Origin of the sequence: Shewanella sp. 1CM18E (assembly GCF_023161665.1) — a bacterium.
Classification (GTDB): domain Bacteria; phylum Pseudomonadota; class Gammaproteobacteria; order Enterobacterales; family Shewanellaceae; genus Shewanella.
In genome coordinates this window covers 129,706-156,016 of sequence record NZ_JALNTW010000004.1, presented here as the reverse complement: position 1 = coordinate 156,016, position 26,311 = coordinate 129,706, and the positions used below count along the sequence as shown (strand labels likewise).

Here is a 26,311-nt window from a genome sequence, read left to right as displayed (position 1 = left end):
GTCGCTGCGCCTTTTTCTACTTAGGTTAATATTCATTAGCTTAGGTCGACTCATTCGCTCGTTGCATTCGTTAGTGATTAGCAACAGGCATTTCTTTTCCTCCTCCGATTATTAATAACTCTAATTAAAGAGTTTTGTTGTTTAATACTCGAGGAATACCATGAATTTTCAAGCGCTTTTAGCCGATATCAATGCCATAGTCTGGGGACCTATTACCCTGTGCTTATTGGTTGGAACCGGTCTTTACCTGACTTTACGACTCAAACTTATTCAAGTGTTTAAATTGCCAATGGCCTTAGGTTTATTGTTTAAACCAAACCAAGGCAAGGGCGATTTGTCATCTTTTGCCGCGCTGTGTACTGCGCTATCGGCAACAATCGGTACTGGTAATATTGTTGGTGTGGCAACCGCGATTAAAATTGGTGGCCCTGGGGCACTATTTTGGATGTGGTTAGCTGCCTTTTTTGGTATGGCGACCAAGTACGCTGAATGTATGTTAGCGGTAAAATACCGTACCACAGATGCTAAAGGTAATATTGCTGGTGGCCCAATGTATTACATTGAGCGCGGTTTAGGGCTTAAGTGGTTAGCTAAAATCTTTGCCGTGTTTGGCGTAGGTGTCGCATTTTTTGGTATCGGTACCTTTGCGCAGGTTAATGCCATTAGCGATGCCATGACCATTGCTTTTGAGATCCCATCTTGGGTAACTGCTGTGATACTCACTTTGATGGTTGCTGCAGTGACATTAGGTGGTGTTAAGCGTATTGCTAACGTGGCGCAAAAGTTAGTACCTACTATGGCGCTAGGTTACGTACTTGCCTGTTTATGGGTGTTATTTACCTTTAGTGAGCAAATCATTCCTGCATTTGAACTGGTTATTCACTCAGCCTTTACGCCAATTTCTGCGGCTGGTGGTTTCTTAGGTGCAACGGTCGCGCAGGCATTACAAATTGGTATTGCACGTGGTGTATTTTCCAATGAATCAGGCCTAGGAAGTGCGCCAATTGCCGCAGCAGCGGCTAAGACAAACGAACCTGTAGAGCAAGGTTTGGTAAGTATGACTGGTACTTTCTTTGACACGATTTTAATCTGTACCATGACAGGTCTAGTATTAATCATCACAGGTGTATGGAGCGGTGATACCGCCGGTGCAGCCATGACTAGTGCGGCGTTTGCTGCTAGTGGCTCAGCGGTGATTGGCCAATATGTGGTAACCATTGCCCTAGTTTGTTTTGCCTTTACCACTATTTTAGGTTGGCACTACTACGGTGAACGCTGCTGGTATTACTTAACCGGTGCACGCTTAGGCGACAATGGCATTAAAATTTATCAGTGTGTGTTTTTAGGCTTAATTGCCGGTGGTGCGTTTATTCAGTTGGATGTGATTTGGATGCTAGCCGATACCGTAAATGGTTTGATGGCCATCCCTAACCTAATAGCGATAATCGGTCTAAGACACATTATCTTAAAAGAGACTCGTAAGTACTTTGCTAAGCAACAAGCTTTGCAGACTCAGAGCTCATTAGCTTAAGTACTTGAGCTTACACAGATGCAGTAAGTACCTTTGATTAAATAGGGCCCGCCTCATTAGCTATGACGCGGGCTTTTTCTTGGGCTGTTTTTGTTCAAAAGTATTAAAGAATTTAATTGCCAGCGTCGCTTGTTAACTGCTTATTGATTGAGCATTAAAATACGCCAAAATCGCGTATGATCTCGCTCTAGTAAATAGGTCTTAAAAACTGCCCCAATAGCGCTTTGGCACAATTGCCAAGAGTGGCAGTTTCCTTTAATTTAGAGACCATCGAATTTTTTATAGCCCTGAAATTAGACCTGACATTTTTCGCTTAACGTGCACTTATTAGAGGTAGCACGTTACGGCTCTGTTTGGATTAAGGAATGCAATGCCAAGCTTAAATCGCATCATACTTATCGACACTCACCTACCGGGAGTGGTTGAACTGGCGCTGGATGGCCACACCAATATTTGCGGAACTAACGCATCGGGTAAAACCACATTGCAGCGTTTAGTACCGGTTTTTTATGGTGAATACCCAAGTCGAGTGGTGCCATCAACCCGTGATAGTTTTGAGCGTTGGTATTTACCCCATGATTCAAGCTTTATCATCTACGAATACATTAAGTCAGACGGCCTAGCGTATCAGGCGGTATTGGCATCGGCAGGCGACGGTAAAGGGGTAAACTATCGCTTTATTGCTAAAGGCTTTGAGCTTGATGATTACATTAAGACCAAGCAAGGCGACAGCATTCAGTGTTACACCATGGCGGAACTTGGCCGTGAGATGAAACGCGCTGGCGTTGCGGTGACTAACCTGCTCAATACTCGCGAGTTTAGAGCGATTATCCAAAACGATCGCGCGCTATTAAGCACAGGCAGTAACCGCACTGAGTTACGTAATTACGCCCGTCAGTTCTCACTGTGTGAAGCTGAGCATTCACTGCGTCACATTGAAAAGCTAGCGAAAGCGGTGCACTCGAAAGAGGGCAAAATGGAAACGATCAAATCGATGATCGCTGCCATTTTAGAAGAAGACGGGGTTAATCCACCAAGCTCACGTTTAAACCCACAGCGCGTAGAAGCGTGGATCCGCGAAAGTCAGCTGATTCAAGGCTTCGAGCAAATTCGTCCAGAGTTTGAAAAGCTAGAGCAAGAATTTGACCAGTTGTTAAGTACTGAGCAGCGCCTTGCCAGTTTGCGCCGTGGTTACAGTAAAGATGAAACCACAGAAGTTGAGCGTCAAGAACACCATCAAGATCTATCTAAAGCACTCAATGCCCAGTTACGTCAGCTTGATGAAGATTGGAAAGAGCAGCGCGATGAGCTGAGCTTAGATCTGTCTGCTGCCAAAGGTGATGTGGCTAAGTGTGAGCATGAACTGGACGCGATTGAAGATCAGCATGCCAGTTTCCAAGATGCAGACATCGAACAAGCGAAAGCAGATTTAGAGCAATTGCCTAACTGGCGCGGCAGTTTAGAGAACTTAACTGAACGTCATAAGCTACAAACTGAAAAGCATCAAGATATTGAAGCAGCATACAACGCCCGTCGTAGCAAAATTGGTGAAGGTCTAAACCGCGAGTTAGAAACCTTGCATCAAGAGCAAGATAGTTTGCGTGAATCTCGCGATAAGCAAAGAGAGGTTGGCCGCGGTGAACTTGCCGAGCTTGAGCAAGAGTGGCGTGAATCGACCGAAAAAGGTCAGGCACAATTTAGTGAGCAAGCCTACCAGTTAAAGGTGAATGCAGCCGAGCTTAAAGTGCGTGTTGATAGCGTGACTTACTCAGAAGATGAGAAGTTAGTACTTGCAGTGTTCGACGAGCGTATATCTCGCGCTGATGAAGACCAAGAAGCCTGTAACGCTAAGGTGGACCGCTTAACCAGCGAAGAACGCAAGCTAAGAGCTAAGCGCGATCAAGCAAATGAGAGCTTGCGCGTTGCGGGCATTCGCGTAACTGAGCGTCAAAGCGAGCTTGAAGAACTGCAACATATTTTGTTCCCGCAGTCGCACACCTTACTTGAGTTTTTACGTAAAGAAGCCAGCGGCTGGGAAAACACTTTAGGTAAGGTGATTAACTCAGAGCTACTGCACCGCAGCGACCTACACCCAAGTTTAAGTGGTGATAACCTAGACGCGCTTTACGGTATCGCGCTGGACTTAAAAGCGATTGAAGCGCCAGAGTATGCCGCTTCAGAGCAAGAGCTAAGAGTGAAACATGCCTCAGCCGAAGAAGCATTATCTAGCGCCAAAGAGCTGCAAGCAGAAGCAGAAGATCAGTTAGTTGCTGCCAATACTGAGCTAGATAAATTGCTGCGTGAACTGACGTTTGCCCGCACTGCTTACAAAAATAGCCGTGACGACCTACGCCGTTTGTTTGACGATAAGCGCGCCGAGCAAGAAAAGATTAACCAAGCGCTGAACGAGCGTAAAGCGGCCTCACAAAAGCAACTTACGCGTATTGATAGCGATATCAAGCAGCTACAAGCGCAGCAGCAAGAGTGGCTCGAAGAGCAAAAAGAGCAAGCGCTAGAAGCGCGCATGGAAAAGAATGCTTACTGGCAAGAAGTGGTTGGCGCATTAGACAATCAGCTTGGCCAAGTGAAAGCTAACATTCAGCACCGCCGTGAACATGCTGCCAGCGAGCAAAAAGCCTGTGAGCAGTGGTACAAAAACGAGCTTAAATCTCGTGGTGTTGATGAAGCTAAAATCGTGGCCCTTAAAGCTGAAATTCGCAGCCTAGAAAGCAATATTGCTAAGGCTGAGCAGCGCCGCAGTGAAGTACTGCGTTATGACGATTGGTACCAGCATACTTGGTTACAGCGTAAGCCAAAGCTGCAGTCAGAACTGAGTAAGGTTAAGCATGCTAGCTTAGATTTAGAGCAGCAATTAAAAGCCAAATCAAATGAGATTAAAGCGCAGCGCAGTGAGCTAGAAGCTGAGCGTAAGCAGTCAGATGCGGTGCAAATTGAAGCGTCAGAAAATCTCACTAAACTGCGTAGCTTAATGCGTAAGCTGAGTGAGCTAAAACTGCCACCGAACAATGAAGATGCTCAAGGCAGCTTAACTGAGCGTTTGCGCCAAGGTGAAGACCAACTGCTAAAGCGCGATTCATTAATGGGCTCAGTAAAGCAATATGTTGAGCACTTTGATTCAGTGATTGCCAGCAAATCAGGTTCAGGCTTATCTGAAACTTGGGAGCGCGCCCGTGAAGAATCAAGCTTTGTAAACGACAAAGGCATCCGCATCTTAGATTACCGTAAGCTTGTGCCACAACTTGAGCAGCTGCTTAACGTGATGGTGCCGCAATCGGTAATGGCGCTGCGTGAGCAAGGGCGGATCTTTGGTGTCGACTTAACCGCGTTTTATGATGTTTTGGCCGATATTGACCGTCGTATCGCCTCGCAAAGTGCACGTATTACCCGTGAAGTGGGTGAAGAGCTGTTCCTTGATGGTGTATCAGAATCAGCAGTTAAGATTCGCTCACGCATTAGCGAATTAGAGTTCTGGCCAGAGCTAGAGCTATTTGTAAAAGCCTTCAAACGCTGGAAAGCCGATGGCTTTAACGACTTGCCAGGTGAGGATTACACCAACAGCATGCGCCGCGCGCTAGATATTATCGGCCGCGCTGCACTGTCAGGTGGTATTGCTAAGCTACTTGAAATCGAGCTGCGCCTTAAAGAAGGTAACAGTGACTTAGTTATTCGCACCGACAGACAGTTAAACGAATCATCGAGTCATGGTATGGCATACCTGATCCTATGTAAGTTCCTACTAGCCTTTACCCGCTTATTACGTGGCCGTGCAGAAGTCACCATTCATTGGCCGATTGATGAATTAGGTACACTGCATCACGGTAACGTGAAGAAGATATTTGATGCCTGTGAAAACAACAATATTTCAGTGTTAGGTGCATTCCCGAACCCAGAGTCGGAAGTACTGAACCTGTTTGCTAATCGCTACATCATTAATAAACAAACTAAAAAACTGCAGGTGGTTAAGCCTCAAGTTAATCCTATCGCCGATAAACTTAATCAGCGTCGTGCACAGGAGGCCGTGTAATGAGCCAAGCAACCGAAACTACCATCGTAGGTACTAGCGCTTTAATCGAGCGTTTGCTTAAAGGTCAGTTTATTTGTCGCACCACAGACGAAGATGGCTGGCGCGCACTGAAAAGCCCGTCGACACGTGAGCATGTTGAGCAGTATTTAAATCAGATTAATCGCACCATAGGCTCTGCCGGTGAAGGCGAAGTATTTTTCTGCGGCTATCAGCAAATTGGTGATGGCGAGCGCAAGGTCATTTCTTCGCAGTTTAAAGATATCTGTAATGCGCTTATTCCGCTGGTGGAGTGGTTAGTGTTAGTGCAAGAGGGCAGTGGTCAAGATGCACCGCTATCAGAAGGGGTTGCAGTGCGCTTAACTGAGCTGCAAACTCGCATTGAAGACACACCAGCCTTTCGTGAGCAATTGGCTAAAATCAGCCACTACCGTTTGTTTGGCTCAACCAGTACTAACGTTGATGCACAGATCAAACTGGTGTTTAAGCGCCTAGTTGAGCTGGGCTATTTAACCCGCCCTAATAGTGAAAAGCAGATTTACATCGCCACAGGTAAGTTAGATTACTTGTACGAGGTGATCCGCTTTATCGATGAAACCGAAGGCTTAAGTCTCGAAGCACAAGCTGAAACCGCGACCCAAAGGGATTTGGTTTAATATGAGCAGTAACTTACACCAAGCGGGTGTTAAGCTGCTAAAACAGCTTGGACGCCACGCAGAGCTGGTGATGGACGTATATTTATCGGGCTCAGTGTCGGTGGATGAGACTAATGCCTCAGTCATCGATAAACTGCAAAAGAGTGATATTTTATGGCGACCAGCGCCGGAGCAAGAACTCCGCTTAAAACGTTCAGTGCGTGCTTTGCTAGAAGAAGCCTTGAGTGATGAGCGTAACCGTCAAATTGACTCTAATGTTGGCTCGTCATTGGCCACCATTAAAACCTTGGCAGATCACTACAAAGAAGCGCGTCATAATGTGGATTTCAGCGCATCAGAAGCCTATCTCGCAGATTTAAGTGAGCACGTTTATAGCTTTGCTGATGGCCTGCGTTATTCGATTCGTGTGCTGTGGAGCCGAATTAACAACGAGTTTGGTTATGTTGGCAGTATTAACGCCAAAATTCGTGAAAACGAATTAGCTCAAAGCCAAGTGACCGAGTTGCTAAACGGCTTAGAGATGTTCCAGTTCAGTGAGCTAGGTGAGATTGCGGGTGATACCCGTGAGTTGCGTAAGCTGCTGGTAACCACGCTGCAAGAAACCTTGAGTGATTGTACTCAAGAGCTCAGTGTGGTGCAGGCGCGCCTATTAGAGCTACTTGGGCGTTTTCGCCAAATTCGTGGCCGTACCCGTTTGCTGAAGGGCTGGTTGTTATATACCGACCTACATCCAGATTATAAGCCTGCAGATCATGTTAGCCATAAGCAATTGCCTGCGCTGTTTAACCTCGCAGAGTCATTGTTAGCGCCTGCAGCGGTGGATGTAAGCAATCATGGTTTAGAGCCTGAGTTACTTGAGATTGTTTCAAGTATTAAACGCATCGATCGTTTAAGTGAGGTGGGCTCACAGCGCGAGCAAGATGTATCTGTTGATCTGACCCAAGCCGAAGATTTTGATATTCCAGATAACCCGCTAAAGCTTGCGGTAGATGGTTATTTTTGCGCAGTGATTGACTCAGGTAAGAGCCAGTCGGCACTTGAATACCTTGACGATCAACAGCTACCTTGGGATAGAGAGTCTTGGCTTTACCAAGTCATTTGCGGATACGAAGGCTTGCCTGAAGAGCACCGTCGCTACTTTGAGTTAGAGCATATTGGTGAGTCAGACCCAGTGTATACCGGTAACTTTATCATTAAAGATGTTGAGCTGTGGCTGGCTTAGCCGCGCAGATAAACGCTAAAAAAGCACCTTTTAAAGGTGCTTTTTTTATGAGCATTAATCGGTGTATTTTGCTTGTGGTAGTAAATGATCTCTGTTTTTGGTTCTATTTGTAGCTAATGCAGCTTTTAACTTGGCCTGTTTTAGCGGTTTGCTCTGTTCGGTTTTTAATTTTCTGTGTGTGAAATGATGCTATTTTGTTGCTGGTGTAAAAGTTATGCCCACAACCGCTAAAGCTTGTGGTTTATAAAGTTGTTTAATTTCAAGCGCTTGCATGTGTCGGTGGCACTTGGTTACACAGGTGTTTCAAAAACTAATTGCCGTGTTTGCATTGAAATTTGTGCCAGCATGTTTCACTATCCCTGCCACAAAGAGATGAAAATCAATAATTCATCAACATTGAAGGCAATAGAAGGCATGCATTTAAGACATGTCCAATAAGGCAAGCAAATGACAAAATCACTTTCGACAAGGATCTTTATCGGTCTTTTTTCAGGGCTTATTTTTGGCTCTATCATTCAATACTTACTTGCAGACGTCAGTTTATTCTCTGGCACTATCGTAGATTTAGCCTCTGGTGCAGGCACCATGTTCGTTAATATGATCATGATGTTAGTTGTACCATTAGTATTCGTTAGCATTGTTTGCGGCGTGTGCGAGCTTAAAGATCTCAACAGCTTTGGCCGCTTGGGCGGTAAAACATTCGGTTTTTATATTATCAATACCTTAGTGGCGATATTTGCTGCTCTTGGTGTAGCGCTGCTGCTCGCTCCAGGTAAAGGCGTTGATATGGGCAGCAATGGCGGTGTGGATATCGTTGCTACCGAACTGCCTAACTTAGTTGATTTAGTGGTTAGCATAGTGCCGAGTAACCCTATTGCAGCATTTAGCTCTGGCAACATGCTCCAAGTTATCTTTATGGCGCTATTACTTGGCGGCGTGATTAAGTCTCTTGGCGATGCAGCGCAAAGTGCGGTGAATGGCTTCCAAGTGGCTAACAAGATCATGATGAAACTGATTAGCGTTGTGATGCAGTTAGCGCCAATAGGTGTATTCGCCCTGATGTTGAAGCTTGGTGCAACCCTAGAAGCAGCAATCTTTGGCAGCGTCGTTGAATACCTTGCATTGATTTTAGGCCTGCTGCTACTGTGGATCTTTGTGGTTTACCCATTTGCAGTTGGCTTGTTTACTCAAACGTCAGCTAAAGAGTTCCGCGCTAAGACCCGTGAGCAGATCTTATTCTCGCTATCTACTGCTAGCTCAAATGCGACAATCCCAGTGACGATGCGCACCTTGACTGAAAAGCTCGGCGTTAACCGTGCAGTAGCTGGTTTTGGTGTGCCGCTTGGGGCAACCATGAACATGGGCGGCGTATCAATTTATATTACGATTGCTATCTTCTTTGTGGCTAATGCTTATGGCGCACCCATTACTATGGAGCAGTTGCCAGCATTAATGTTCAGTATCTTCTTACTGTCTGTTGGCGCCGGTGGCGTGCCAGGTGGCGGCATGGTAATGATTGGCGTGCTTATTCATCAGATGGGGCTACCCGTTGAAGCGTTTGCAATTGTTGCTGCACTAGACCGTCTAATTGATATGGTACTGACCTCATGTAACGTGGTGGGTGACACTGCGGTACTGACCATTGTTGATGAAACTGAAAAGGCGACTGACGCTAAACTTGCTACCGCTTAATACGGTTAATTGAATTAAAAATGCCAGCATCATGCTGGCATTTTTGTTTTCAGCCCTAAACCACCTACTTCAGTAGGTGGTTATCATCAACTAGGCTTTGCCTGAAGTACGTTTGATGGAATTTCGGAGTTAAGGCGATGTTTAACGACTTATAAGTACGCCGACATTTTTGAAAGAAAAGGGTCCATGGAGGCGAGCTTAGCATCCATGCGATACACGGCTTATAAGTTCATTTAAACATAGCTTACAAGCTCAATTGATACGTGAGCTTTGCTAATAGTGCGGTACAAGCTTCTAAATCAGGGATGATTTAGTAGAGCCTATAGGGATATATTTACGGCGTCTTGTTAACGCACGGTAGGAAAGCTCCCTTTTAGGGAATTATATCAAAGCCACCTTCTTCAGAAGGTGGATCTTTTACTTGTTGCGTTAAAGCTATTTCTCTTTAGTGATCCTGCGGCTGAGTGCACTTTGGCTAATCCCCAGCATTTGCGCGGCAGCAGTTTGGCTGTTAGCGGTGCGGTTCATCGCTTCTTGAATAAGTGCGTCACTCATTTGCGCTAATGTTGGCAAAATCTTAGGGAAAATCAGCTGATCGCTCTCAGTGTTACTGGCTGATTTACACAGGTTAATTGCCTCCATAAACGGAGTGATATTCAGGGCCACGCCGTCGCTGCGACTGACTGCGTCAAACACCATGCCTTTTAACTCGTGTAAGTTTCCCGGAAACTCATATTCAGACAGCTGCTGAGCAAGTGTGCTTGGTTGCTGTGGCTCAGATAAGCCCATCTCTTTGGCTGCCAAGCTAATAAAGTGATTGATCAGCATAGATAGATCTAGCTTGCGATTTTTAAGCGGTGGCAACTTGATGGTGTGTGAGCGCAATCGATATAAAAGGTCGCTTCTAAATTTCCCTGCTTGGTTAAGCGCTAGCAGATCATGCTGGGTTGAGGTGATGATTTTACACTGCACTGGGTAGGCTCTATCACTGCCTACGGGATAATACTGTTTATGCTCAATCACATCCACTAAGCGAGCTTGCGCCTCAATGGGTAAATCGCCAATTTCATTTAAATACAGTAGGCCCGACTGTACTTGATGCAGCACACCAGCTTGAGCGCTAACATTACCATTATCATCAGTATGTAATTGACCAAAAAGCTGCAGCTCAAACGCTGAAGTGCTAATGCCGGCCAGATTTACGTTGATAAACGGCGCATCGGGGCAAATCAGTTGATGACAAGATTTGGCAAACTCATCTTTACCTGTGCCGCTTTCACCTTGAATAAGGATTGGCTCTGGGCTTAATGCTACCGCTTCTAAATATCTAAATTGATCTAGCAGTGCAGGCTCACAGGTGAGGATATTATTAAACACTTCTGGGCGGTCGAGGGTGCGACTTAAAAAGCTTTCTTTGATGCGTAGATAGTTACGCTCAAGCCCGACTACTTCCAATGCGCGGCGTACGGTGCGTGCCAAGTCATCGACCTTATCAGTTTTAATAAAGTAGTCGTAAGCACCATTTTTAATACAGCGCACCGCTGTGTCGACTTCGTTTACGCCGGTAACGATAAGCACTCGGGTTTTAGGAAACTCACTGCGGATCATCTGCAGTAAATCTTCACCAGAATGGAACGGCATAGTCAGATCGAGCAAAACTAAGGCGTAGTCGCCAGTTTGCAGCCGATTCATCACTTGGCGACTATCAACGCAAGTATCAATTTTCGCTTCCGGTACTAAGCGGTTTAGCGTGATAGACAAGGTTCGTAGCCATGAGGCTTCATCGTCAACCAGAAGAATGTTTCTAGCAAGTTTCATGGTGATAGCTATCCTTTTTATCTTCTATTCTTTGCAGAGCAGGTGAACATGGCGTTAATAATCCAGCGGAAAGCGTATTTTAATCACAGTGCCTTTACCAAGGCGTGAGGTGATCTGCATATCGGCTTTATGCTCTTTAATAATACGGCTACACACAGATAGCCCCAGCCCCGTGCCACCACTTGAGCGCCTAGTGGTAAAAAATGGTTCTGTAATGCGTTGCAAGGTGGCTCTGTCCATCCCTGCGCCTTGGTCGGTAACAATCAAGCAAATATGCTTGCCTTCGACTGTGGTAGTAATATTGATGTGCTCATTGCACTCATAACAATCGGCATCTTGTCTGATGGCGTGGCAGGCGTTTTGAATCAGATTAATCAACACTTGGTGCAACTGCTGCGCATCGCCCATTACTATTGGTGCAGGTGACATTAACTCAGTAGTGACGTTAAAAATCTTGGTTTGGTTGGCTGTTAAACGCAGTGACACTTCAACCACATCATTAAGACAGGTGGGTTGATAATCATTAGTCAGCGTTGGCCGCGCGTAGTGTTTTAAGTCATTCACAATACGGCTAATGCGCTCTGCGCCCTCATTAATAGACTGGCTGCTTAAGTCCAGTTCATCCATGGCTGAATCAGGCGCCATACCGGCAATGGTCCAAAATGGATTTTGCTTTTGATACTGACTACTGGCCTCTGACAGATCCCGCAGTGCATCGCTAATAAAGGCGATGGAATGGATAATAATGCCAGTTGGGTTATTGATCTCATGGGCAACACCTGCCGATAGCTCCCCCAGCGAGGCTAGGCGGCTAGCTTCATCGTTAGCTTGGCGCAGTCTGTGCTGCTCGGTGGTTTGTTCCAGCAAAATAACCACTTGTTTATCAATAATCGGGTGTAGCTGCATTTGCCAATATTGATTATCGATCTGCATATCTGTGGTTTGTGATTTTTGCGCACTCAATGCATCGCTCAATGCTTGTTTTAGCTCAAAAGCTTGGCCGTCGATGTAGTGAAAATCAGGGTTAGTTAGCAGATCATTATTATTGTCATTACTCCACAGGCATTCTCCGTCTTGATTGAATAAGGTTACGCCATGGGGAATACCATCAAGTACCGACTGAAACTGCTTTGATAGCTTAGAGATCGCCTGCTCAGCCCTTTTGCGCTGTGCCAGTTCAATCTTTAATGATTTAGAGCGTTTACGCAGACTTAAGCTAATATAACCAGTTAATAGCATGCCGATGGCTGAGAATAAGCTGACAAAAATCGCCAGAGATAACATGCGTTTTTGAGCTGAGTTAAGGTCGACCTTTTCGCGGCCTGTACCAAACCACTTATTGACTAAACGGTCATATTCGCCAGAAAGTTTTAGCTGGCGTAGGGCATCGTTTATCTGCGCCATTAAAGGCGCATTGTTATAGTTGCTAACAAAGTTAAATGCGCCGTAAATTAACGGATCACTCGAACTTCTAATTGATGGGTACAATGGCATTAAACGCCGAGCAACAAAGTTTTCGGCAATAACAACATCCACTTCGCCTTTAATAAGCAACTGAAAGCCGGTTTCGTACAGATCCACATCGACTCGGGTAAAGTCTTGCTGTTTGCCTGAGATATACACATCAACAAACGCGCCTTTTTTAATGGCGACACGTTTACCCACCAAATCGGCCCAGCCATTGATAAATGACTTACCTTGCAAAGTATAGGCTTTGGCGTGGGTGGCATAGATAGGATCAGACTGGCTCAAAGCGCGGTCAATGGTGATCGGGCTAACCACGGCAATGACATCGATAGGCGAGTATGGGTCGTGTACATCGGTTAGCAGCTGCTGAAAGCTTTTACGGCGGATAACGATGCGCTTATTAGTAAGCTGACCGATACGGTCCATCAACTCCAGGTTAAAGCCTTGGTCAACACCATTATTACGCCACTCTAAAGGCGCGGTTTTGGAATGAACACCAAACACAATACTGTGCTGTTGCAGCGGTGTTTCAGCCTGAGCAAAAAATGCCAAGCAACACAGGTAAAGGCTGCAAACTAAGTTAACAAATATTTTCATAAAAGAATCTTAGCATGAGCTTATACAAGATAACTGTGCGGGATTTCTCGCTTTTTAAGGCTTATTTGGGGCTTTTAATGTCACTGTAATTATTGGTTTTTCTCGTTTTTAGAATTGCTAAATGCCGTTCTGGGCGTATTTGTGATCAAGCTAACTTTAGATTATGCATTTTTGCATAACGGCTTATCAGGTTATGCATGTTTGCATGAGCGGTTTTGCAAGCTGTGATCGAGTGTTCAGTTTCAATGGTGATTCAACCGATGTAGTTGCTGGTATTGAGCAATAGGCAGAAAATTACCTCGAATTGAGTAGTTAAGACAACGCTAACGATTGTCGAATATAACGTGATAGCTTTTTTCAGCTGCTGCAGGGCGGTGATAAAAGGCGAGGAAATGAGATGAAAAACTTTAAAAAAGCAGTGTGTATTGCAACGCTTCTAGGCTCAGCAGGCTTAATGTCTAACGCTATGGCGGCTGATAACTTGGCAGATTTTCATGGTGAAAACCAAGAGTGTGATAGTTGCCACATGCCAGACGGTGAGCTATCAAACGACAGCTTAACTTACGAGAACGCACAATGTGTATCTTGTCATGGCACACTAGCTGAAGTTGCTGAAGAAACTAAGCATGAGCATTACAATGCCCATGAATCTCATTTCCCTGGCGATGTGGCTTGTACTTCTTGTCACAGCGCTCACGAAAAATCGATGGTTTACTGTGACTCTTGCCACAGCTTCGACTTTGACATGCCATACACTAAAAAGTGGGAACGTCATGAGCCAAGCATCGATGAACTATTAAAAGACCAATCAGATCGTCAAGCTGCTCTAGCAGCTGAGCCACGTGACACAGTTGACGTAGTGGTTGTTGGTTCTGGTGGTGCAGGTTTCTCTGCAGCAGTATCTGCGCACGACCATGGCGCTAAAGTTATTCTTATTGAAAAAGAGCCAGTAATTGGTGGTAACGCTAAGCTAGCAGCTGGCGGCATGAACGCTGCTTGGACTGATCAGCAAAAAGCAAAAGACATTAAAGACAGCGTTGAGTCTATGTACAAAGACACCATGAAAGGTGGTCGTGACTTGAACGAGCCAGAACTAGTTGAAGTATTAACTTCACACTCTAAAGGTTCTGTAGATTGGTTAACTGCAATGGGCGCAGACCTTAACGACGTAGGTCGTATGGGTGGTGCTTCTGCTAACCGTTCACACCGTCCAACAGGTGGTGCTGGTGTTGGTGCTCACGTAATTCAAGTGCTTTACGATAACGCTGTTAAGCGCGATATCGATATGCGTATGAACACGCGTGGTATCGAAATCATCAAAGATGACAAAGGTAACGTTAAAGGCCTACTAGTTAAAGGCATGTACAAAGGTTACTACTGGATCAAAGCTGACGCAGTTATCCTAGCAACAGGTGGTTTTGCTAAGAACAACGAGCGTGTATCAAAACTTGATCCTAAGCTAAAAGGCTTTATCTCTACTAACCAACCAGGTGCAACAGGTGACGGTCTAGACGTAGCAGCAAATGCTGGCGCGGCGATGAAGGATCTAGAATACATCCAAGCTCACCCAACGCTGTCTGTTAAAGGTGGTGTGATGGTCACTGAAGCGGTACGTGGTAACGGTGCAATCTTGATTAACCGTGAAGGTAAGCGTTTCGTAAACGAAATCACGACTCGTGACAAAGCATCTGCGGCTATCTTGAACCAAACTGGTAAGTCAGCGTTCCTAGTATTTGATGACTCAGTACGTAAGTCGCTAAGCAAGATTGATAAGTACATCGGTCTAGGTGTAGTACCAAGTGCAGACTCGCTAGTTAAACTAGGTGAAATGACTGGTATTGATGGTAAGAACTTAACTGAAGCTGTTGCGCGCTACAACAGCCTAGTGAAGAGCGGTAAGGATGCAGACTTTGGTCGTCCAAACCTACCTCGTGCCCTTAACGAAGGTAACTACTACGCAATCGAAGTGACTCCTGGTGTACACCACACTATGGGCGGCGTGAAGATTGACTCTAAAGCTGAAATCATGAACGCTAAGAAGCAAGTTATCCCTGGCCTATACGGTGCTGGTGAAGTAACTGGTGGTGTTCACGGTGCTAACCGCCTAGGTGGTAACGCTATCTCTGATATCGTCACCTTCGGTAGAATGGCTGGTGAGAACGCAGCTGAGTACTCGAAAAAGAATTAGTCTAAGAAAAATTAATCTTAGATTGTTAGTCGGGGTTGGGATTTTAGTTAAGTTTCAGCCTTCGATTGAGCCTTAGCCTAAAAGCAAAAGCCTTCATCTTATAGATGGAGGCTTTTTTGTATTTGTAGCTTAAGAGGCAATTGCAGTGGTGCTGAACAGCGAGTATGTTTGCGCTATTGGTTAAACAAAAATACTGGTGTATAGATTGGAGTTTGAATATACAAGAGATGGTCTCAGACAGGTGTTAGATCAACATCAGTATCTAGTCATTATTGATGTAGAACATACGTGTACTGAAGATGGTTCTATTCCCGTAAATGAAAGAGAGATAATAGAAATTGGTGCCGTGTTACTTACAACTAATTCTCTATCGGTCGTTAATGACTTCAGCGGACTCGTGCGTCCGGTAAGGCATCCGCAGTTGAGTTCATTTTGTGCAAACCTCACTGGAATCTCACAATCGTTATTAGCAAAACAAGATGTTTTTAGCCATGTTTTTAAGCAATTTCAAGCTTGGCTACCGGCAGATAATGACTATATTTTTTGTTCTTGGGGATCCTATGATTTGATTCAGATAAACATAGATTGTGATTTTCACCAACTTCAAGGGTATAAGCCTGCTACTGTAGTTAACTTAAAGAAAGCTTTTTCTAAAACTCAAAGGGTTAAGCCACAGGTTGGGCTTAAGAAAGCCTTAGAACTATCTGGCAATAGTATGGAAGGAGCTCATCATCGAGGATTAATTGATGCGCAAAATACAATAAAGCTTCTGCCATTTATTTTTGGTGAACATAGCTTAGTTGAACATGGCTTAGATAAGCATAACTTAGTTGAGTTGTAAGTTCTGCTTAGTCTTATTACTCGTAAATTCACTACCTTAACGGCCACTATGGTTTAACCCCCGCCCAGTAATCATTAGTTGATATTAAAATACTGATTATCAATATTTTGCAGAATTAGTTTAGCCAACTCTTAAATTGTTTTAGTTAATGCTCTGGCCTATCTTTTATGTGCTTGGTGACCAATCAACGGCACTACTTTTAATTGAAAGGATATGGTTATGAATTACGAGGGCTACACAACATTTACGGCAAAAAAAGACGACGCTATTTTGTATGTGACTTTTGATTTTGGCACAGTGAATGTGCAAGGGCAGGAGATGCTGGCAGATCTTAACGGTTTGGCGCTACGTCTAGAGCGTGATAGCAGCGTTAAAGTAGTCGTATTCCAGTCTGCAAATCCTGAAATTTGGGTATGTCACTACGACACAAATCTTTTAAAAGACATGTCTACCGAAGCTGTGTCTCGTGACGAGGCTAAGCTGCTTGATCTACAAAGTGTGTTAGAGCGCATTAGCAAGTTACCTCAAGCTACAATTGCTAAGCTCGAAGGTTTTGCCCGCGGCGGTGGTCATGAATTTGCCCTAGCTTGTGATATGCGTTTTGCGGCTCGCGGTAAGTTTAAGTTTATGCAAATGGAAGTAGGTATGGGGATACTACCTTGTGGCGGCGGTGCATCGCGCATGGCGCGTCAAGTTGGCTTAGGTCGTGCGCTAGAGATTATTTTAAGTGCTCGCGATTTTACTGCTGATGAGGCTGAAGCGTACGGCACGATTAACAAAGCGCTAGAACCAGATGAAATAGGCCCTTATGTTGATGCGTTAGCGCAGCGCATTGCTAAGTTTCCAGCTGAGTCGATAAATGCTTGTAAGCAAATGGTTTACGAGTCAATTGATAAGCCTATTGATGAAGCGCTAAAAGCAGAAGCATATTGGTTATATCAAGCAACCAGTAAAACTCCAGCGGTTAAGCGTTTTCAAATTGCCGATGAACAAGGTTTGCAACTCGATATTGAAAATCAGCGTAACTGGGAGCAACTGGTTATGAACGTGCAAGATATTAAATAATAAGCTGTTAAGCCCTATTTAATTAGGTTTTACTGCACGACTATAGAGCGTAACGTCCTTTCGGATGTTGCGCTTTTTTATTGCCAGTATTACTTGAAGATAGTCTTATTTTTACTTGGTATTTTGTCTGAGTGAAAATATAGAGAGGCTGATTTTTATGTTCATTAATGAGCCCACTTTCATGGCTGTTCTCATTAATTTCATTATCATTATTCTCATTCTTGTTATCGCGATTATTCTAGCTATTACCCTAACGATTAGTGTGACTCATACTGGTTAATTAAGTCGCTACAAAGTTATGGCTTAATCTTGTTTGTGGTTTTGAAAATACTGATGCAGCTCAAACAAACGAAAAATTACTAAAAATATTTTTATTTTTTTTGCGTTGTTTAGCGGTTGTTTTTTAAGTAAAAAAATTACTGTTTTTCAAGAAGGAAAGCTAAAAGTAGTTGTTTTTACTTTAAGTTTAGTAATTTTTGTTCATTCATGAAATTGTTCGTCTTTAAAAATATTAATGTTGTTACCCCTTTGTTTTTGTATTTTGCAATCTTTTTATCCCTATGTATTTTAAGGCTAAAAGTCATGCCTTACCTCTGTTTACTTGTTCTGTTTTAAGGATAATCCACTTTAAATTGCTTCGGTAATAACCAAAGCTAATTTTATTCAATTTAAAGCGTGATTTTGCGCAGATTAAGGCGTTTTTTTGTATTAAAAGTACAACTGGTTGCTTGGCAGTTTTGGCTGATTTGTGAGTATTAGGAGCACTAGTAATCTTATTCCTAGCTGCTGTAAGCTCCGGATTCTTGATCTTAAATGATGGTTTTAAGCATGGGGTTTTTACTGCTTAGAGTCGTCAATAATACCAAAAATAATACTTATACCTTATAAGGACGAGAATGATGAAAATCCTGAGCGCAACTGCAGCTGCAGTCACTCTAGCAATGTGTTCGTTTGCTGCAACAGCTGCAGACTTCAAGCCTGCTGTTGCTTTTGATACCACGGGTAAGTTCGATAAGTCTTTCAACCAAGCTGTTTACCAAAATGGTGTATTGAAGTTTAACGAAAGCGCAGGTGTTGAGGTGCGTGAATTCGTACCTTCAAATGACGCACAGCGTGAACAGGGTCTTGAGCGTTTAGCTCGTCGCGGCTTTAGCCCTATCGTTGTTGTTGGCTTTATGTATGGCTCAGCGCTTGAAAAAGTAGCTAAGAAATACCCTGAAACTGAATTCGTTATTATCGACTCAGTAGTTGATTTGCCAAACGTTAAGTCACTCGTGTTCAAAGAGCACGAAGGTTCATTCCTTGTGGGTGCACTTGCTGCAATGAAGTCTGAAACCAACAAGATTGGTTTTGTTGGCGGTATGGATATTCCGCTAATTCGTAAGTTTGCTTGTGGTTACGAGCAAGGTGCGAAGTTCATGAGCAAAGATGCTGAAGTATTCCAAAACATGACTGGTTCTACTATCGCAGCATGGAACGATCCTGCACGTGGTGCTGAGCTGTCTAAAAGCCAGTTCACTAAAGGCGCTGACGTAGTATTCGCAGCAGCGGGTGGCACTGGTGTGGGTGTTTATCAAGCGGCTAAAGACGAAGGTAAGTACGCGATTGGTGTTGACTCAAACCAAAACTACCTCCACCCAGGCGTCATGCTAACTTCTATGGTTAAGCTAGTGGGCGTGGCTACTTTTGAAGTATTCAAAGATGCACAGAAAGGTGAATTTACTGCTGGTATCGATAGCCGCGGTCTAAAAGAAAACGGTGTTAACTGGGCATTAGACGAGCATAACCGTGCACTAGTGACTCCAGAAATGGAAGCAAAGCTTGCTGATATCACTAAGAAAATCATTGCAGGCGAAATTGTTGTTCATGACTACATGAAAGACAACACTTGTAAATACTAAGCGGTATTAACATAGATAAAGCTCTCTGGTTTTTGACTGGGGAGCTTTGTTGTAAGTGGTAATTTTTAAGAGTTAATTTTCTATTAATTCAATATTTGATCAATGTTTAGTCATCAATGCCTGCTTAGGCATTTGAGATAATTATGACCATGTCTACACACGCAAAAGAAAAATCAAATGAGCGTCCCGTAGCCTTAGAGCTTCGTGGTATCGACAAGAGATTTGGCGCTGTTCACGCCAACAAAGATATCTGCTTAAAAATTCCTGCTGGCACCATTCACGGCATTATCGGTGAGAACGGTGCAGGTAAATCTACCTTGATGAACATCATTTATGGCTTCTACACCGCTGATAAAGGTGAGATTCTAATTGATGGTATCGAGCGTAAGCTAGCTAACTCAAAAGAAGCCATCAGTTATGGCATCGGCATGGTGCATCAGCACTTTATGTTGGTTGATAACTTTACCGTACTTGAGAACGTTATTTTAGGTGCTGAAGAGGGCGGTTTACTTAAACCTAGCCTGAGAAAAGCACGTAAAGAGCTTGAGCGTTTAGCTAAAGAGTACCAACTCGATGTACCACTCGATAGCCTTATTGAAGAACTTTCGGTTGGCCTACAGCAGCGGGTTGAAATCTTAAAAGCGCTATATCGCGGTGCAAAAATCCTGATTCTAGATGAGCCTACTGGCGTGCTGACGCCACAAGAAACTGAGCATCTATTCCATATTTTTGATGCCTTGCGCGCGCAGGGTGTGACGATTTTACTTATCACCCATAAGCTTAAAGAGATCCTGTCGGCGACTGACAATGTGTCGGTAATGCGCCAAGGTGAAATGGTGGCTCACAGAGAAACCGCGCACACCAATAAAGAAGAACTCGCTGAATTAATGGTTGGCCGCAAGGTGCGCCTTAAAGCTGAAAAAAGCGATGCCAATCCAACTGATGTATTGCTTTCAACTCATAACCTTACCTATACCGACTCAATGGGCGTAGACCGTCTTAAAGATGTGTCGATTGAAATTAAGGCCGGTGAAGTCGTTGGTGTTGCTGGTGTCTCTGGTAATGGTCAATCAGAGCTATTAAGCGCACTTGCAGGGCTTATTACGCCAACCCGCGGTTCAATTAAAGTTGGCGATAAGGTGATTGACGCCAATAACCCAACTTGCGCCGATGGTATGCGTAAATTAAAGCTGGGCCATATACCAGAAGATAGATTGGTGATGGGCTTAATCAAGACTTTCAGTGCGGAAGAATCTGCCATTCTTGGTCACCATAACCAGTCACAGTACAACGGTCCTTTATTTAACAAGCCAAAATTCATTACCTCTGAGTGTAAGCGCTTAATGGATGAGTGGGATGTTAGACCGCGTGATCCTAAGCTGAAAAGCTCACTATTCTCTGGTGGTAACCAGCAAAAACTCATTATTGCCCGCGAAGTGGATCAAGACCCAGATATCTTACTGATTGGTCAGCCGACCCGTGGCGTCGATATTGGTGCGATTGAGTTTATTCATAAACGCATTATTGAGCTACGTGAGCAAGGCAAGGGTATTTTGCTGGTGTCTGTTGAGCTAGATGAAGTGATGTCACTTGCTGACAGAATTATAGTGATGTTTGACGGCCATGTGGTTGGTGAGATTGATGCCAGCAAGGCTGATGAGAAAACTTTAGGAATGATGATGGCAAACATACTGCCTGATGAGCTGGCTGCGGATAATGGAGCTCAAATATGAACGACTCTAAAATCCCATCTTGGGTAAACATTTTTGTTTTACCTCTGATTAATATCATGTTTGCTTTTGCGTTTGCCGCTGGCATTTTTATTGCGGTTGACGTTAACCCGATAGAAGCTGCAGGTGTGATGGTACGTGGCGCGCTCGGTTATCAAGAAGGTATTGGTTACACGCTTTACTATGCAACCAACTTTATCTTTACTGGGTTAGCAGTGGCAATGGCATTCTCTGCCGGCCTATTTAATATTGGTGGTGAAGGCCAAGCTTATATGGGCGGCTTAGGTGTCGGACTAGCTTGTTTGGCGCTTGATAGTACCTTGCCTTTCTGGGCATTGCTGCCGATCACCATGCTTGCCAGTATGCTGTTTGGTGCGTTGTTTGCGCTTATTCCTGCGTACTTACAGGCGTACCGTGGTAGCCACATCGTTATTACCACCATCATGTTTAACTTTATCGCGTCAGCGCTAATGGTTTACCTGCTAGTAAACGTGCTTAAGCTTGAAGGCCAAATGGCGCCTGTATCGCGGGTATTTGAAGATAGCGCTGGCTTACCTATGTTCCATGAAATGGCTGCATGGTTTGGCTTCTCTTTCTCACAATCTCCAATGAACCTAAGTTTCTTTATTGCGCTTATCTGCTGTGTACTTGTGTGGGCATTGCTGTGGCGTACGCGTTGGGGTTATGCCATCCGCGCAATGGGTGCGAGCCCAAGTGCGGCTGAATACGGCGGCATTAACTACAAGAAGCTGATCATTGTGGTGATGCTTATCTCTGGTGCGCTATCGGGCATGATGGGCTTGAATGAAGTGCAAGGGTATAGCCAGCAGCTAAAACTCGACTTTGTAGCCGGTTATGGCTTTACCGGTATTGCCGTGTGTTTGATTGGTCGTAGTCATCCTATTGGTATTATTTTGGCGAGTATTCTATTTGGCGTGCTGTATCAAGGCGGCGCTGAGCTGTCGTTTGACTACCCGAATATCGACCGTGAAATGATCCAAGTAGTGCAAGCATTAGTGGTGCTATTTAGTGGTGCATTAGCATTGATGCTAGTTAAACCGACTGAGAAGCTATTTGTGTTTCTTAATCAGAAGAAAGCAGCCATCGGCAACGTTAAGGCGGAGGCATAAATTATGTTTGAGAATATCATTCTAATCTTAGATGCAACCCTACGTGTATCGGCGCCGCTTATCTTAGCTGCATTGGCAGGCTTGTTCTCAGAACGCTCAGGTATCGTTAACATCGCCCTAGAAGGCAAGATGCTTTCTGCCGCCTTTGCAGCAGCGGCAACCGCTACAGTCACAGGCTCTGTGTGGCTTGGTCTGCTGGCGGGTATTGCTGTTTCAGTGATGCTGTCATTGGTGCATGGTTTTGCAACCATTACTCACCGCGGCGACCAAATCGTATCAGGCGTAGCAATCAACATGCTAGCAGTGGGCTTAACCGTTACCCTAGGTCGTTTCTGGTTCGGCTTAGGTGGCCAAACACCAGCGCTAACTGATGACTCACGCTTTACCGCTATCACGCTGCCATTTGCCGATGCATTAGCCGATGTACCGGTTATTGGCATGGTTTATAGTCAGCTAATATCAGGGCACAACTTCTTAGTGTATCTGTCGCTATTTGCAGTACCAGCGGTTTACTGGATTGTTTATAAAACCCGTTTTGGTTTGCGATTACGTGCAGCCGGTGAAAACCCACATGCGGTAGATACCGCGGGTATTTCAGTTGCTTGGATCCGTTACCGCGCACTGATTATTGCTGGTGTGTTAGCGGGTATGGCAGGTGCTTACTTATCGACTGCCCACAGCGCCGGCTTTGTGCCAAACATGAGTGCAGGTAAAGGCTTTATCGCGTTAGCGGCGTTGATTTTCGGTAAGTGGAAGCCTGTACCAGTACTGTTTGGTTGTTTGCTGTTTGGTTTCTTAGACGCGATTGCGATTCGTCTACAAGGTGTAGAGTTACCGTTAGTTGGCGAAATCCCAGTACAAGCGATTGAGGTATTACCTTATATCCTGACGGTATTGCTACTAGCAGGCTTTATTGGCCGCGCAGTAGGACCAAAGGCGATTGGTAAACCTTACGTTAAATCACGCTAGCGATAGCGTGGTTTATCGTTGATTATGCCAATCAAACTTCGCTTGATAAAAGTGATTCAGTTAGACTTCGTCTAACAACTAAAGTCGTGGCGTTGCCACATTGGTAATGCATCAGGCTGCGCCTGACCAAAGTCGTGAGCTTCCAGCTCACACTCGGGCAAGAGGGGGACAACAGCTTCCCCCTCTTGCATCTCCCGAGCCGCCCCTACGAAGTTGTGATTCCTCAGTTATTTTCGACAATCGCTATCGCCTCATATTCGCCATCCATGGCTCACCTAAGGCTATCTCGGCATCCATGCCTCGCTCACGCGATTGACTTCAATAACATCGGCAACTCCGATGGGGAACTGGTGTTTTCTGTTGGCAATGATATGTGTTTTACATCACATAGTATTGTTTTATATTGATTTTTGTTTTGGTGAATTCTTACCAGAGATTAATGTGTAAGCTTCATATTCAGGAGCGAAAATAAATGCAGTACGAACCTATTTTAGTCGTCCTATTATTTGGACTATTAGTTAGTGTATTTTTTGGCATAAAAACATATAGGAAAGCTAAGGAATACGAAAATAAGTATTCGAAAATTATTGATATAGATAAGGAAATTGAAACTAGGTTAAGTACTGCAAATGAAAAAGAGCAGGAAGCTATATCTACTGAAAGTAAAATTTTAAAACAAATAGAAGAGCTTAAGGTTAGCTACAGTGAAAAAAGAAAGATATATGATCAGCTGAAGTTTGAAGCTGCCGTTTATGATGAGGATATAGAATTAGCACAGTTAGGTTTTTATAAGCCTCATTTTGATTATGACACATCAGAGAATTTCAAAGATAAATTATCTGAAATCAAAGCTCTACAGAAACAGATGATTACTGATAAAAATGCTATTACATGCTCTACAGATTGGTCAGTGGATGGAAGTAAGGTTAAAGGTCGAACCATGACAAACCGGAATATTAGGATGACTGCTCGAGCATTCAATAATGAGTGTGACGCGGCTATTAGTAAGGTTTCATGGAGTAACGCAGATAGAATGGAGTTAAGAATCGAAAAAGCTTTTGACGCCATCAATAAGTTGAATGAGTCAAATTCAATTCATATCAACCGTATATATTTGAATCTAAAGCTTGATGAGCTTCGACTAACTCATGAATATCAAGAAAAGAAGCAGAGAGAAAAAGAAGAACAAGCTGAAATTCGCCAACAGATGCGAGAAGAAGCAAAGCTTGAAAAAGAGTTTATGCAAGCGCAAAAAGAAGAAGATAAATACCAAAGTTTGTTAGAGAAGGCAAAACTCGAAGCTGAAAAAGCGACAGGATCTAAACTCGATAAGCTCAATGAGAAAATTGAGGAACTTAATACTCAGTTGCTCAAAGCTCATTTGCAAAGTGAAAGAGCTAAATCGATGGCTGAACAGACTAAAATGGGGCACGTATATGTTATTTCTAATACTGGTTCGTTTGGTGAAAATGTTTATAAAATAGGTATGACTAGACGTTTAGATCCGTTGGATCGCGTTAGAGAGCTAGGCGATGCAAGTGTGCCTTTTTTGTTTGACGTCCATGCAATGATTCACTCAAATGATGCTCCAAGACTAGAAAAAGAGCTACATAAACTGTTTGATGAGCAGCGTTTGAATCTTGTTAATCAAAGGAAAGAGTTTTTTAATGTTTCATTATCTGAGATAGAAAAGGCAGCTCTCTCCATTAGTCCTGATGCAGAGTTTATTGAAACTGCCGAAGCTCGAGAATATCGAGAAACTCTTGCTATTAGAGCTCAAAGAGAAAAGAAATCGTTAAATAATGACGAGTGTTTACCTGAAACCATCTAAAACGATGCTTCTAATTGCTTTCAGGATGACGGCTCAAGTTTGTAACGCTTGTTGTTAGAATAAGTAGCCAAATCCTACATAAAACACCAATTCCCCATCGGAGTTGCCGAGGTCATTGAAGATAAATGTCGTGATTGAGGCATGGATGCCGAGATAGCCTTAGGTGAGCCATGGATGGCGAATATGAGGCGATAGATATTTTCGAAAATGAGTGAGGATCAACAACTTCGTCGGGGGCGTCATGGTGGATGCAAGGAGGATAAGGACGAGCAGTCCTCCTTGCCCGGGTGTGGGATGGAATCCCACGACGTTTATCAAGCGCAGCTTGATTAAGTTGTTAGACGCAGTCTAACTGAAAGACTTGAGTCAGGCGCAGTCTGATAACAACAAGCTCCCTGCGCCAAAAAGTTCGGCGCAAAAAAAAGCACAACCCTAACTAACATAGGATTGTGCTTTTTCTTTAAAACAAGATCAGCAGCTTAGCGACTGAAGCTTACAAAACTGGTTCTTCAGAATAATCCACCTGATGATACTCAAGACAAATATCTACTTCATTGGCAGAGCCTAAAATCACCGCTACACGTTGGTGAATTTCAGTTGGCTGAATATCCATAATGGTTTCATAACCAGTAGACGCTTTACCGCCCGCTTGCTCAACCAAGAATGCCATTGGGTTAGCTTCGTACATTAAACGTAGCTTGTATGGCTTTTCAGGGTTCTTGTTGTCTGTTGGGTAAGTGAAGATACCGCCGCGACAAAGTACGCGGTGTACATCGCCAACCATAGCGGCAATCCAACGCATGTTGAATGACTTTTCACGTGGGCCAATCTTACCTAGCAATAAATCGCTGATGTAAGTCTGCATTGGCGCTTCCCAGAAGCGTTGGTTTGACATGTTAATGGCAAACTCACCGGTGTCTTTGCTAATCGCCATTGCGCCATCTGTTAGCAAGAACTCGTTAGTTTCTGGGTTCAGGGTAAATAGCTGTACGCCTTGACCAGTTGTTAATGCCAACATAGTTGATGGGCCGTATAGCACATAACCCGCTGCGACTTGGTTGCGACCTGCTTGTAAGAAACTATTTTCTGTTAGCTCGCCTGCTGGCGCTGGTAATACTGAGAAGATAGTACCCACTAGTGAGTTAATGTCGATGTTTGAAGAGCCATCTAGCGGGTCAAAACACACTAGGAACTCGCCGTTGGCATCGGCTTCAACCACATAGTCTTCCTCTTCAGAGGCGATGCCGCGCACTGTGCCGTCAGCCTTTAGGGCATCTTTAAGCATATCATTGGTGATGATATCGAGTTTCTTCTGCGTCTCGCCTTGAACGTTTTCTTGTTCTGTTGCGCCTAACACGCCGGCTAGTGCGCCGTGACGAACCGCGTGGCTAATCTCTTTAGAAGTATTAGCTAATGTCAGAATAAGTTTTTCAAGAGTAGGGGAAATTGCTTGTGATGTCAGGTTTTCAGCCAGAGTTTGCATCTTGTTTCCTATACAATTTTACGTGAGTAAATTGAGTTTGAGGTCAGGACAAAAGTGTATTCTTTATTATTGACGCGATGATACCTGAGAACGCTAGTTTTTTCAGCTGTAAAGATTGGCTTTCAACTGCTAAGAGTGATGTCATTTG

The 26,311-nt window shown here is 44.1% G+C and carries 16 protein-coding genes; 13 read left to right on the top strand and 3 right to left on the bottom strand.

The features are described from left to right. Nucleotides 1–160 precede the first annotated feature (160 nt). From MSG37_RS07950 to MSG37_RS07930, 5 genes are all read left to right on the top strand, one after another. Nucleotides 161–1,531 carry a sodium:alanine symporter family protein gene (locus MSG37_RS07950; protein WP_248470054.1) on the top strand — a complete coding sequence of 457 codons (1,371 nt, stop codon included), beginning with the start codon at nt 161–163 and terminating at the stop codon, nt 1,529–1,531. A 370-nt stretch (nt 1,532–1,901) separates the two neighbouring features. Continuing rightward, a complete protein-coding gene (locus tag MSG37_RS07945) occupies nt 1,902–5,576 on the top strand; it encodes an ATP-binding protein (RefSeq protein ID WP_248470053.1) in 3,675 nt (1,224 codons plus the stop codon). Beyond that, nucleotides 5,576–6,229 (top strand): hypothetical protein, encoded by a 654-nt coding sequence (locus tag MSG37_RS07940; protein WP_248470052.1) that lies wholly within the window; start codon nt 5,576–5,578, stop codon nt 6,227–6,229. Before MSG37_RS07945 ends, MSG37_RS07940 begins: the two co-directional genes overlap by 1 nt. 1 nt (nt 6,230) lies before the next feature. Continuing rightward, on the top strand, nt 6,231–7,451 hold the full coding sequence (locus MSG37_RS07935; protein WP_248470051.1) for a phosphoenolpyruvate carboxylase: 1,221 nt from the start codon (nt 6,231–6,233) through the stop codon (nt 7,449–7,451). A 447-nt stretch (nt 7,452–7,898) separates the two neighbouring features. Next, a complete protein-coding gene (locus MSG37_RS07930; protein WP_248470050.1) occupies nt 7,899–9,143 on the top strand; it encodes a dicarboxylate/amino acid:cation symporter in 1,245 nt (414 codons plus the stop codon). 435 nt (nt 9,144–9,578) lie between these two features. Here the strand turns inward: MSG37_RS07930 and MSG37_RS07925 are convergent, their stop codons facing one another. Further along, nucleotides 9,579–10,961, bottom strand: coding sequence for a sigma 54-interacting transcriptional regulator (locus MSG37_RS07925; protein ID WP_248470049.1), 1,383 nt, complete (start codon nt 10,959–10,961; stop codon nt 9,579–9,581). Between the two features lie 54 nt (nt 10,962–11,015). Next, nucleotides 11,016–13,025: an ATP-binding protein gene (locus MSG37_RS07920; protein WP_248470048.1), complete on the bottom strand. Its 2,010-nt coding sequence runs from the start codon at nt 13,023–13,025 to the stop codon at nt 11,016–11,018. Nucleotides 13,026–13,422: 397 nt separating this feature from the next. Here MSG37_RS07920 and MSG37_RS07915 point away from each other — a divergent pair, with 397 nt between their 5' ends. The 8 genes from MSG37_RS07915 (at nt 13,423) to MSG37_RS07880 (ending at nt 24,680) form a co-directional block, all read left to right on the top strand. Further along, nucleotides 13,423–15,213, top strand: a complete 1,791-nt coding sequence (locus MSG37_RS07915) for a flavocytochrome c (protein ID WP_275974316.1) — start codon at nt 13,423–13,425, stop codon at nt 15,211–15,213. 205 nt (nt 15,214–15,418) lie between these two features. Then, nucleotides 15,419–16,054: a 3'-5' exonuclease gene (locus tag MSG37_RS07910; RefSeq protein ID WP_248470047.1), complete on the top strand. Its 636-nt coding sequence runs from the start codon at nt 15,419–15,421 to the stop codon at nt 16,052–16,054. Between the two features lie 219 nt (nt 16,055–16,273). Further along, a complete protein-coding gene (locus MSG37_RS07905; RefSeq protein ID WP_248470046.1) occupies nt 16,274–17,119 on the top strand; it encodes an enoyl-CoA hydratase/isomerase family protein in 846 nt (281 codons plus the stop codon). 896 nt (nt 17,120–18,015) lie between these two features. Next, on the top strand, nt 18,016–19,020 hold the full coding sequence (locus MSG37_RS07900; RefSeq protein ID WP_248470045.1) for a BMP family ABC transporter substrate-binding protein: 1,005 nt from the start codon (nt 18,016–18,018) through the stop codon (nt 19,018–19,020). A gap of 143 nt (nt 19,021–19,163) precedes the next feature. Beyond that, nucleotides 19,164–20,753, top strand: coding sequence for an ABC transporter ATP-binding protein (locus MSG37_RS07895; protein ID WP_248470044.1), 1,590 nt, complete (start codon nt 19,164–19,166; stop codon nt 20,751–20,753). Then, nucleotides 20,750–21,880, top strand: a complete 1,131-nt coding sequence (locus MSG37_RS07890; protein ID WP_248470043.1) for an ABC transporter permease — start codon at nt 20,750–20,752, stop codon at nt 21,878–21,880. Before MSG37_RS07895 ends, MSG37_RS07890 begins: the two co-directional genes overlap by 4 nt. A gap of 3 nt (nt 21,881–21,883) precedes the next feature. After that, entirely contained in the window at nt 21,884–22,849 is a 966-nt protein-coding gene (locus MSG37_RS07885; RefSeq protein WP_248470042.1) for an ABC transporter permease, read from the top strand. A gap of 472 nt (nt 22,850–23,321) precedes the next feature. Next, entirely contained in the window at nt 23,322–24,680 is a 1,359-nt protein-coding gene (locus tag MSG37_RS07880) for a DUF4041 domain-containing protein (RefSeq protein ID WP_248470041.1), read from the top strand. A gap of 493 nt (nt 24,681–25,173) precedes the next feature. Here MSG37_RS07880 and MSG37_RS07875 read toward each other — a convergent pair whose 3' ends face one another. Further along, nucleotides 25,174–26,163 carry a class 1 fructose-bisphosphatase gene (locus tag MSG37_RS07875; protein WP_248470040.1) on the bottom strand — a complete coding sequence of 330 codons (990 nt, stop codon included), beginning with the start codon at nt 26,161–26,163 and terminating at the stop codon, nt 25,174–25,176. Between the last annotated feature and the right edge of the window lie 148 nt (nt 26,164–26,311).

Coding starts and splice junctions, on each gene's coding strand:
- MSG37_RS07950 (WP_248470054.1), top strand. CDS start 161: ATGAATTTTCAAGCGCTTTTAGCCGATATCAATGCCATAGTCTGGGGA.
- MSG37_RS07945 (WP_248470053.1), top strand. CDS start 1,902: ATGCCAAGCTTAAATCGCATCATACTTATCGACACTCACCTACCGGGA.
- MSG37_RS07940 (WP_248470052.1), top strand. CDS start 5,576: ATGAGCCAAGCAACCGAAACTACCATCGTAGGTACTAGCGCTTTAATC.
- MSG37_RS07935 (WP_248470051.1), top strand. CDS start 6,231: ATGAGCAGTAACTTACACCAAGCGGGTGTTAAGCTGCTAAAACAGCTT.
- MSG37_RS07930 (WP_248470050.1), top strand. CDS start 7,899: ATGACAAAATCACTTTCGACAAGGATCTTTATCGGTCTTTTTTCAGGG.
- MSG37_RS07925 (WP_248470049.1), bottom strand. CDS start 10,961: ATGAAACTTGCTAGAAACATTCTTCTGGTTGACGATGAAGCCTCATGG.
- MSG37_RS07920 (WP_248470048.1), bottom strand. CDS start 13,025: ATGAAAATATTTGTTAACTTAGTTTGCAGCCTTTACCTGTGTTGCTTG.
- MSG37_RS07915 (WP_275974316.1), top strand. CDS start 13,423: ATGAAAAACTTTAAAAAAGCAGTGTGTATTGCAACGCTTCTAGGCTCA.
- MSG37_RS07905 (WP_248470046.1), top strand. CDS start 16,274: ATGAATTACGAGGGCTACACAACATTTACGGCAAAAAAAGACGACGCT.
- MSG37_RS07900 (WP_248470045.1), top strand. CDS start 18,016: ATGATGAAAATCCTGAGCGCAACTGCAGCTGCAGTCACTCTAGCAATG.
- MSG37_RS07895 (WP_248470044.1), top strand. CDS start 19,164: ATGACCATGTCTACACACGCAAAAGAAAAATCAAATGAGCGTCCCGTA.
- MSG37_RS07890 (WP_248470043.1), top strand. CDS start 20,750: ATGAACGACTCTAAAATCCCATCTTGGGTAAACATTTTTGTTTTACCT.
- MSG37_RS07885 (WP_248470042.1), top strand. CDS start 21,884: ATGTTTGAGAATATCATTCTAATCTTAGATGCAACCCTACGTGTATCG.
- MSG37_RS07880 (WP_248470041.1), top strand. CDS start 23,322: ATGCAGTACGAACCTATTTTAGTCGTCCTATTATTTGGACTATTAGTT.
- MSG37_RS07875 (WP_248470040.1), bottom strand. CDS start 26,163: ATGCAAACTCTGGCTGAAAACCTGACATCACAAGCAATTTCCCCTACT.